We start from the raw sequence: 9,481 nt of genomic DNA on the forward strand, positions 1-9,481 counted from the left end.
GCGGTGGCCCGCTCCATTGCCATCGGGTTGCGCAATGCCGACGAGCCCACGCGCCGGCTCGTGGCCCAGCTTGGCGGCTGCGATCCCGTGGTGGTGCAGGCGGCCGCGGCCGCCCACGACCTGGGCCACCCGCCCTTCGGGCATCTGGGCGAACAGGAACTTGACCGCGCGGCCCGACAGATCCTCGGGTTGCCCGACGGGTTCGAGGGCAACGCCCAGTCCTTCCGCATCCTCACCGCGCTGGACAGCTGCGATGCGAGCGCGCGCGGGCTGAACCTGACCCGTGCGGTGCGTGCTGCGGTGCTGAAGTACCCGTGGACCCGCAACGAATGGAGCTCGATGCCCTCCCGGCCCCCGGAACTGCTGCCGCGCGGAGTGGGTGCCGGCGGCGGCAGCGCCGCGCTGAAATACTCGGCCTACGACATCGAGTCGGCGGAGATGCGCGATGTGCTCTCGGTGTTCCCGCAGATCGCCGAACACCAGCAGACCCTGGAATGCTCGGTCATGGACATCGCCGACGACATCGCCTATGCGGTGCACGACCTGGACGATTTCTACCGGGCCGGGGTGCTGCAGTATTCCTCGGTGTCCACCGAGCTACGGCGCTGGCTCGACTCCGGGGCCGAGCTGGCCGGGATGGATGTGCACGAGCTGGATCAGCGCCTGCCCGGCCACGGGCTCGAGCGCACCTGGCGGCGGGTTGCTGCCAAGGACCCGTGGATCGCCAACGCCGAGGCCTTCCGTGCCTCGGTGCAGCGCGTGGGCCACGACCTGGTCGAGGGACTGCTGTCGCTGCCCTATGACGGCGGGCTGGATGCCGACCGCGCGGTCACCGCCTTCACCCGGCGCTGGATCGACAGGCTCCAGGCATCGATCGCGGTGGAGAGAGACCCGGGGATCCGCAGCGGGCACGTCCGGCTGGCCGACGAGGCCTGGCACGACGTGGTGGTGCTCAAGTTCGTGCACGAGCGATTTGTGCTCGAGCGCTCCGACCTGGCCTTGTACCAGCGCGGACAGACCCGCATCATCAGGTCGCTGGCCGAGGGGCTGGCGGCGTGGCTGGATGACCCGCAGGATGCCGCACGCGCGCCGCGCCGGCTGCTGGACTCCGTCGAGGCGGCAACCGGCGAATACCGCACGCTCTATGCCGAGTCCCCTGCCTCGCTCCCGGACGCCCCACGCAGCGAGATCGAGCGTTTGGGCCGGGCCCGGGCCATCGTCGACTACATCGCCTCGTTCACCGACGCGCAGGCGGCCTCCGTCAACGCCCTGCTCACCGGCACCTCCGAGAGCATCTGGGAAGTCGGTCGCGGGCTGTAGGCGCCGGATACGGCAAAGGCCGCCACGTCCCGTGAGGGAGGTGGCGGCCTTTGCGCTGATGTGTTGAGACCGAAAAGGACTACTTGGTGAGCAGTTCCAGTGCGGCGTTAAGCGTGGCGCTCGGACGCATGATGTCGGCGACCTTTTCCTCGACCGGGCGGTAGTAGCCGCCCAGGTCGACAGGGGTGCCCTGAACGGCGGCGAGCTCGGCCACGATGGCTTCCTCGTTGCCGCCCAGTGCCTCGGAGACGGCCGTGAATGCCGCTGCCAGCTCGGCATCCTTGGTCTGTGCGGAGAGCTCTTCGGCCCAGTACTTGGCCAGGTAGAAGTGGCTGCCGCGGTTGTCCAGCTCGCCGGCCTTGCGCTTGGGCGACTTGTTCTCCAGCAGGAAGGTGCCGGTTGCGGCATCCAGCGTGTCGGCCAGGATCTGCGCGCGCGGGTTGTCCGAGGTGTTGGCCAGGTGCTCGAAGGAAACGGCCAGGGCCAGGAACTCGCCCAGGGAATCCCAGCGCAGGTGGTTTTCGCTCACCAGCTGCGAGACGTGCTTCGGGGCGGAGCCACCGGCGCCGGTCTCGAACAGGCCGCCACCGGCGATCAGCGGCACGATGGAAAGCATCTTGGCGCTGGTGCCCAATTCGAGGATCGGGAACAGGTCGGTGAGGTAGTCGCGCAGCACGTTGCCCGAAACCGAGATGGTGTCCTCGCCGCGGCGGATGCGATCGATGGTGTACTGGGTGGCGTCGACCGGCGAGAGGATCTCGATGACCAGGCCCTCGGTGTCGTGGTCGCCCAGGTACTCGTTGACCTTGGAGATCAGCACGGCGTCGTGCGAGCGGGTCTCGTCCAACCAGAACACGGCCGGGGTCGCCGAGGCGCGGGCGCGGTTGACGGCAAGCTTGACCCAGTCGCGCACCGGCACGTCCTTGGTCTGGCAGGCGCGCCAGATGTCACCCGGGAAGACCTGGTGTTCGATGAGCACGCCGCCGGTGGCGTCCAGGACCTGGACGTGGCCGGCTGCCTTGATCTCGAAGGTCTTGTCGTGGGAGCCGTATTCCTCGGCCGCCTGGGCCATCAGGCCGACGTTCGGGACGGTGCCCATGGTGGTCGGGTCGTAGGCGCCGTTGGCGCGGCAGTCGTCGATGACGACCTGGTAGATACCCGAGTACGAGGAGTCCGGCAGTACTGCCAGGGTGTCGCGCTCATTGCCTTCCTTGTCCCACATGTGGCCCGAGGTGCGGATCATGGCGGGCATCGAGGCATCAACGATGACGTCCGAGGGGACGTGCAGGTTGGTGATGCCCTTGTCGGAGTCGACCATCGCGATGGCCGGGCCCTCTTCGAAGCCCTTGGCGATCAGTGCCTCGACACCGGCGCGCACGTCGTCGGAAAGCTCGTCGAGCCCGCCGAGGATGGCTGCGAGGCCGTTGTTCGGGTTCAGGCCGGCTGCCTCGAGCTGCTCGCCGTAGGTCTCAAAGAGCTCGGAGAAGAAGGCCTTGACGACGTGGCCGAAGATGATCGGGTCGGAGACCTTCATCATGGTGGCCTTCAGGTGTGCCGAGAAGAGCACGTCATCGGCCTTGGCGCGGGCAAGGGCATCCTTCAGGAACGCGTTCAGCGAGGCGGCGTGCAAGACGGTGCCGTCGATGATCTCGTCCTTGATCACGGGCAGGGACTTCTTCAGGACCTTGACTTCGCCGTCTTCGCCAACGAAGCGGATCGAGAGGTTCTGGTCCGCCTCGATGACCACGGACTTCTCGTTTGCACGGAAGTCGTCCTCGGCCATGGTCGCGACGTTGGTCTTGGACTCAGCGGTCCAGGCACCCATGGTGTGCGGGTTCTTGCGGGCGTAGTTCTTCACGCTCAACGGGGCGCGGCGGTCCGAGTTGCCTTCGCGCAACACCGGGTTCACTGCGGAACCCTTGATCTTGTCGTAGCGCGCGCGGACGTCGGTCTCTTCATCAGAGGAAGGATTGTCCGGGTAGTCCGGAAGTGCGTAGCCGGCGGCCTGCAGTTCGGCAATGGCTGCCTTGAGCTGCGGGATGGAGGCCGAGATGTTCGGCAGCTTGATGATGTTTGCATCCGGGCTCTTGGCCAGTGCGCCAAGTTCTGCCAGTGCGTCGGGAACCTGCTGCTCGGCGGTGACGTAGTCGCCGAAGACGGAAATGATGCGGCCGGCCAGCGAGATGTCTCGCGTCTCGATCTCTACACCCGCGGTCGAGGCGTACGCTTCGACAATCGGCAGGAACGAGTGGGTTGCCAGCATCGGAGCTTCGTCGGTGTGGGTATAAATAATCTTGGCCATAGGTGTGGCGTCTCCCTGAACGGTCTTATCGGATATGTGTAGTCCGAATTGATCTCAACAGCCCTAACTTACCCGATTTTGAGCGCCCAGACACTTTTTGTGGCGAGACTCCCGTTCTCCCCCGACCCTGTTTCGCCCCGAAAACCCGGGGAAATCGGCACCGTTGCCGGCTGCCCGCGTTAAGTTAACCCTTCGTAACTGAACTCCGGGGATCACCGCCTCACGTGTGAGGAAACAGCTTCCCCAACTCACGCACCGTTTCATCGAAGAGGTCCACCGGATCGGAGTCCACTCCGTCAAATTCATCCCTGGCAAAACTTTGCCAGGCGACCCGCCAGGTGGCCGTTACGACCTCGGCAACCAGGAGCGCCTGGATCAACTCAAGCGGCCCCCTGTCAACCAGCGCAGCACTGAGCGCATCTACCAGTTTCCGTTCTTGCAGTATGACCACCCGCGTCATCGCCGGCTCGCGCATCATCAGGCGGGAAACCCGGCGAAAATCGCTCTGTTCGACCTCGAGGGCAAAGAGCTCGCGGCACACCACCAACAGGTCCCCCAGGATCCCGGAGGCGCTTGCATGGGCGCTTTCGCTGCCCACCAGCGTATCGATCAGGCTCTGCTGGCCCGGCATGAGAGCATGCTCCTTGGAAGCGTAATAGCGGAAAACCGTGCGCTCGGAAATGCCGACGCGTGCGGCGATGTCGCCGATCGTCGTGGCATCAAGGCCTTGCTCCTCCACCAGGCCCAGCGCGGCGCCCTGGATCTCGCGCAACATCTGGGCGCGGCGCTCTTCACGGATACCCAAGATTCATCTCATTTCTTGTAGGGGCACCCCCGGCAGTCACCGAGGCCCTTCAAACTATATTTTGTGTCACACTCTGACAGGTTTAGCGTACCAAACCTGTCATACCGTGACATAATTTGGTTGGTTCAAATCTTATAGAAGAGGTAACTTCCGATGGCCCAGACCGCAGAAGACACGATTTCCCCACCAGCAGCTCCAGCTCAGCAGGCCCCGCCGACCTTGTCAAAGAAACAGCTCACCGGAATCATCGGCGCCTTGGCACTGGCCGCGTTCCTGATGATCCTGAACGAGACCGTGCTCAGCGTCGCCCTGCCGGCGATCATGGCCGACTTGTCCGTCTCCGCGGCCGCCGGGCAGTGGCTGACCACAGGGTTCCTGCTGACCATGTCGGTGGTCATCCCCACAACCGGCTACCTGTTGCAGCGTTTCAGCTCCCGCAGCCTGTTTGTTTTCGCGCTCACCAGCTTCCTTGTCGGCACGGTGCTCGCCATCTTCGCACCAAGCTTCGCCGTCCTGCTGGTCGCCCGCATCATCCAGGCAGTGGGCACCGCCATCGTGTTGCCGTTGCTGATGACCTCCACCCTGTCCCTGGTCCCCAGGCACAACCGCGGGGCCATCATGGGCCTGAACTCGATCGTCATCTCCGTGGGTCCGGCCATCGGCCCAACCGTTTCCGGTGCAATCGTCAACTCCTTTAGCTGGCACTACATTTTCATCATGATGGCGCCGTTGGCCGCGATCATCCTGGTCCTGGGCATCATCTTCATCAAGCTCCCGTCCCGTGCCCGCAAGATTCCGCTCGATGTGGTCTCGGTCGTGCTCTCCGCGTTGGCCTTCGGCTTCCTGGTCTACGGCATCTCCAGCCTTGAGCACGCCAGCGACAACATGGTCCTGACCATCGCCTGCTTCGCCATCGGCCTGGTTTCCCTTGCCCTGTTCATCAAGCGCCAGGTCCGCCTGACCCGCGTCGGCAAGGAACTGCTGAACCTGACTCCGTTCAAGACCCGCACCTTCACCTTCTCGGTGTTGATGATCATGATCGCCTTCGGCACCTTGCTGGGCACCATCGTGATGCTGCCGATCATCCTCGAATCCGGTTCCGGCTTCAGCACGCTGTCCATCGGCATGATGCTGCTCCCCGGTGGCCTGGCCCAGGCCGTTGTCTCACCGATCTTCGGACGCATCTACGACCGCTTCGGCGCCCGTCCGGTGCTGATTCCGGGTGCGGCCATGCTGGCGGCGGGCCAGTGGTTGTACGTCACCGTGGATTCCGAGACAGCACTGTGGATGTTCATGATCAACCACATCGTCTTCTCCATCGGCCTGGCACTGCTGATGACCGGCTTGATGTCCTCGGCGATGGCCACCGTCGAGCCGCGCCTCTATGGCCACGGTTCGGCCATCTTCAATGCCGGCCAGCAGCTCGGTGGCGCCATCGGCACCACCGTCTTCGTGACCGTCATGTCACTGCTCTCCACCGCGAAGCTTGAAGAGGGTTCGGATTTGGCCCACGCGCTGTTCGCCGGCGCGCACGTTGCCTTCGTCATCGGCGCCATCCTGGCCACCATCGGCCTGGCCATCGCTCCCTTCGTCAAGGTGGACAAGCAGCACTAGCTGGTTCCTCGACCAAAGAGGCGGACCTTGGGCCCCGGGCGAATCCTCGTCCGGGGCCCTGCCATGCCCGGGCCACCGAGTCTTATTTCCATCTCGGCCCCGGCCGCCGACTTGGAATCTTGAAAGGATTACCAGGCGCAGCTCGCGGTGGACGACACACCCGATCACTGCGCCACAGCATCGCATGTGGCCACCCGCGGCCAATGGACCAAGGGTCAGGTCCCGGCCGACGCGGGAACTTGTTCCGCTGACAAAATCCGCCCACAACAACAGGAAGCCGAGCCGCTGAAAAGCGGTTCGGCTTCCTGTTGCCATGCCCAGCATGGGCGATTGCCTGGAGGCTAAAGTCCCCTGAAGGAGATCTGCATCTGGCTTCCAAAACACCGAGCGAACCTCAACCGAAGGATTGCACAGCGAGTACGGGCAATGGAATTGCCCGTACCACCAAATCTGCGATCTGAACGAGCGTCACCGGGCGGCCGAACCAGGCGGCGGCCAACGATTCCGAGGCTGCTCCACGGAGATGTGAACCCCGAGATCCGTGGCGGCCGTTGGCGGGCCGACGTACCGCCCGCACCGCTTACCGGTTGCGGCCCGCCGGACAGCATCATACGGCCGTCACCGCGCAGTCGAAGTGGTTCTGTAGGGGTCCGTGCGTCGGTGCGACAGGCGCGCTGCGACCGCAAGTGTCGCCAGCCCCCAGACCAGCCACCCTCCATAGATGAGCACACCGAGCAGGGATCCTTCGGCCGAGGGGTGGGTAAACGATGAGTGGAGACCCGCCGTGCCGAGCCCGATCAGCGTCAACCCACCGGCAGCTGCGGTGGGGTGTGCCCACCGCGGGGCATCGCGCCACCACCACCGCAAGGCCACCACCGTCGCGGCCGCCCCCATCACGGCAAGTGCCACGGGCGCAAGATACGTCCCATCCACTGCATGGGATCCCTCGGGGGCCAGCCACGTTCCACCGGCAACCCAGAGGGTCTTGAGGCCGGGATAGACCAAGGCAACGGTGATGCCGAGCAGGGCAACCCATCTGGGAGTCTCCATGGGAAAGCCGGCGACAGTGCGCAGCGGGCTCCACTGGAGCCACGCGGCAATGATCGTGGCGGTGGCGGCGAGGGAGACCAGCAATGAAAACAGGTCCATCGGAAAGGGAATCACCCCCACCGCACGCAGCAGGTGGAACACGAGCGCGACCGCGGGCGGCCCCAGGAACACAGTCGCCAAAACACACAATGGCTTGCGGAACCGGACCGATGCGGAGGCAATGAGGACAAGAATGCCACCCACAAGTGGGGCCCAGACCGGGGCGAACCGGTCAACATAATCCGGCTGTCCCGCCACGACCAGTACCGTGCCCATGACCGCTGTCAGCACGGCACTGGCAACTGCCAAAGGCAAGCGGCGCAGTCGGGCGAGGGGCCGGTGAACGACCAACCCGTCGGAAGGTCGTTTGCGCAGGCTGAGGCGGTGAGCAGCCTTTGCAAGGTGCCCTGCATGAACCCGCTGCCAGTAATCTAAGGGGAAATTCGGCATTGTCTGCTCCTGGTGATGAGAGGAGGGTGCCGCCTGCTTGCGGCAAGGCACGTGCCATTCGTGAGCCAGCATAGCCCTGAGGCGCATACCTACCCATCTCCAGCAGCCCGGCCACGGGAACCATCGGCCCTAAACCTTGGAAGGGCGGCCCTGACGTCGCGCCCTCTGGCGCTCATGTTTCGAGCGCTTGCCTTCGTCCAAATCACTACTGTCATTGCTCGTATCTTTGGGATCCTGGCCTCAGACCCTGGCTGGAAGTTACAACTTCCACCGTGCAAGGACCCTGCTGATTCAGTGGGCTGTGGGAGGGTCGTGGTGGGCGGTTTTCGCCCGTCGACCAACGTGAATGGGAGCATCAGCACCGCTGCAGACCCCGGGCTGACCGTATTCTTGATCACGTCTATGATGCAGTCCCAGGGGGAGCGTCCGACCAAAATCAACCAGGTGGAACCCGAACTGCTGGTGCAGTTCAACGAGTGCGGCATCCGCCCGGAGGCCTAGTCACCCTGAAAAGGGTAAACAATACATCATTATGCGGGCGCAGGGATCGAGGGCGCGCCGGAGCTTCCGACCGACGTCAGCGCCCACGCGTTTGTCCGCCGCATGGATTGATAACGAAATTGTAACTTTTACATGTGCCCCCGTAGGGTTTTACGTCAGGTTGCACTTACGCAACCCAGTCCCGATCCGGTTCGCACAACCCTACCGGCGGATCGCGGAGTCAGAATTCCCGGTAGGGGCGGAGGACCCATTCAACCGATCCTGGTCTTGGACCACGGATCTTGGGGTGAAGCTGAGTCCACTTTGGCGGGCTCGGCCGAGTTGATCTCATGACTCGAATCCGACAGCTAACTTCGCAGGCGATACATGAGAGGTAATCATTTGACCCAGCACAACAATTCCGGGCGCCGCCGCGCGCCCAGCCCCGTTGACACTTCGCCTGCCGACGGTTCACCAGAGCAGACCGTGGACACCGCACTGAACGGCGAAAGCGCTTCCCGACGCCCCGGCCGACGCGCACTAGGCGCGGTCCCGGATTCCGTTGAGGCCCAGGATGCTACGCAGTTCACCGGCCGCCGCTTTGTGGCGGGCCCGCGCTATGGAGCGTCCCCGGACGCGGCATCCATCGCCGCCCACGCAATCCCTCCCGCATCTGTTGCACAGTCGGTGCCGCTGGCGATACCTGCCGAAGCCGACGAGCTGGACAACGACCTGAAGTTCGCGGCCCGGGCCAAACGCCCCCGCCTCGGGCTAGTGCACAAGCTCGCCGCAGTCGCCGCCGTGTCCGGCCTGGCATTCGCCGCCGCCCCCGCGCAGGATGCCGAGGAAGTTGTCCCGGAGACCCAGCGCGTCGCCCAGAGCGCTGTCGCAGATGTCCGGGCCCCGGCCAACGACAAGCTCACGGTCGATCGCGCCTCGGTTACCAGCAAGTACATCAAGGTAGAAAAGCCGGCACCCGTCACGACCGCTGCCAGCGAAAAAGTCACCAAGGAAGAAAAGCCGGCACCCGCCACCAAAGCTGCCGGCGGACAAGAAACCAGTCTCGCAGCTGGCGCCCGCCTTGCCCAGCCGGTTGACAACATACGGTTGACGTCGCGCTTCGGCTTCCGCAAGAACCCAACAGGACCCGGCTACATGAACCACAATGGCCTGGACTACGCCGTTCCCATGGGAACGCCCATCAAGGCCAGCGCCGCCGGCACCGTGGTGCAGTCCGAGTGGGCCGGCCACTCCGGCTACCGCGTGGAAATCGACCACGGCAACGGCTTACACACCAGCTACAACCACAACTCGGTCCTCAAGGTGTCCGTGGGACAAAAGGTCGAGCGCGGCGAAGTCGTCTCGCTTGCGGGCAGCACGGGCAACTCCACGGGGCCGCATTTGCACCTCGAGGTCATCGT

The 9,481-nt window shown here is 64.4% G+C and carries 6 protein-coding genes and 1 riboswitch; of the genes, 3 read left to right on the forward strand and 3 right to left on the reverse strand.

Annotated features, from left to right (window positions below; translation table 11 throughout):
• On the forward strand, positions 1-1,320 hold a 1,320-nt coding region (locus ACLQ7E_RS15985), incomplete at its 5' end, for a phosphodiesterase (protein WP_411733561.1).
• A 79-nt stretch (positions 1,321-1,399) separates the two neighbouring features.
• Here the strand turns inward: ACLQ7E_RS15985 and ACLQ7E_RS15990 are convergent.
• Together ACLQ7E_RS15990 and ACLQ7E_RS15995 are read right to left on the reverse strand one after the other, a co-directional pair.
• Complete coding sequence (locus tag ACLQ7E_RS15990) at positions 1,400-3,622, reverse strand: NADP-dependent isocitrate dehydrogenase (RefSeq protein WP_411733562.1); 2,223 nt, start codon at positions 3,620-3,622, stop codon at positions 1,400-1,402.
• Between the two features lie 220 nt (positions 3,623-3,842).
• Entirely contained in the window at positions 3,843-4,427 is a 585-nt protein-coding gene (locus tag ACLQ7E_RS15995) for a TetR/AcrR family transcriptional regulator (RefSeq protein WP_411733563.1), read from the reverse strand.
• A 153-nt stretch (positions 4,428-4,580) separates the two neighbouring features.
• Here ACLQ7E_RS15995 and ACLQ7E_RS16000 point away from each other — a divergent pair, with 153 nt between their 5' ends.
• Complete coding sequence (locus ACLQ7E_RS16000; protein ID WP_411733564.1) at positions 4,581-6,041, forward strand: MDR family MFS transporter; 1,461 nt, start codon at positions 4,581-4,583, stop codon at positions 6,039-6,041.
• 618 nt (positions 6,042-6,659) lie between these two features.
• On the opposite strand, the gene ACLQ7E_RS16005 is transcribed toward ACLQ7E_RS16000, so the two are convergent.
• On the reverse strand, positions 6,660-7,406 hold the full coding sequence (locus tag ACLQ7E_RS16005) for a hypothetical protein (protein ID WP_411733565.1): 747 nt from the start codon (positions 7,404-7,406) through the stop codon (positions 6,660-6,662).
• Positions 7,407-8,284: 878 nt separating this feature from the next.
• Positions 8,285-8,459: riboswitch (cyclic di-AMP (ydaO/yuaA leader) on the forward strand.
• A gap of 3 nt (positions 8,460-8,462) precedes the next feature.
• On the opposite strand from ACLQ7E_RS16005, the gene ACLQ7E_RS16010 reads away from it, so the two are divergent.
• Positions 8,463-9,481 (forward strand): M23 family metallopeptidase (locus ACLQ7E_RS16010; protein WP_411733566.1); only part of this gene is annotated, 1,019 nt, incomplete at its 3' end.

The sequence above is a fragment of the Paeniglutamicibacter sp. genome (assembly GCF_046714615.1).
Taxonomy (GTDB): Bacteria; Actinomycetota; Actinomycetes; order Actinomycetales; family Micrococcaceae; genus Paeniglutamicibacter.

Coding starts and splice junctions, on each gene's coding strand:
- ACLQ7E_RS15990 (WP_411733562.1), bottom strand. CDS start 3,622: ATGGCCAAGATTATTTATACCCACACCGACGAAGCTCCGATGCTGGCA.
- ACLQ7E_RS16000 (WP_411733564.1), top strand. CDS start 4,581: ATGGCCCAGACCGCAGAAGACACGATTTCCCCACCAGCAGCTCCAGCT.
- ACLQ7E_RS16005 (WP_411733565.1), bottom strand. CDS start 7,406: ATGGGCACGGTACTGGTCGTGGCGGGACAGCCGGATTATGTTGACCGG.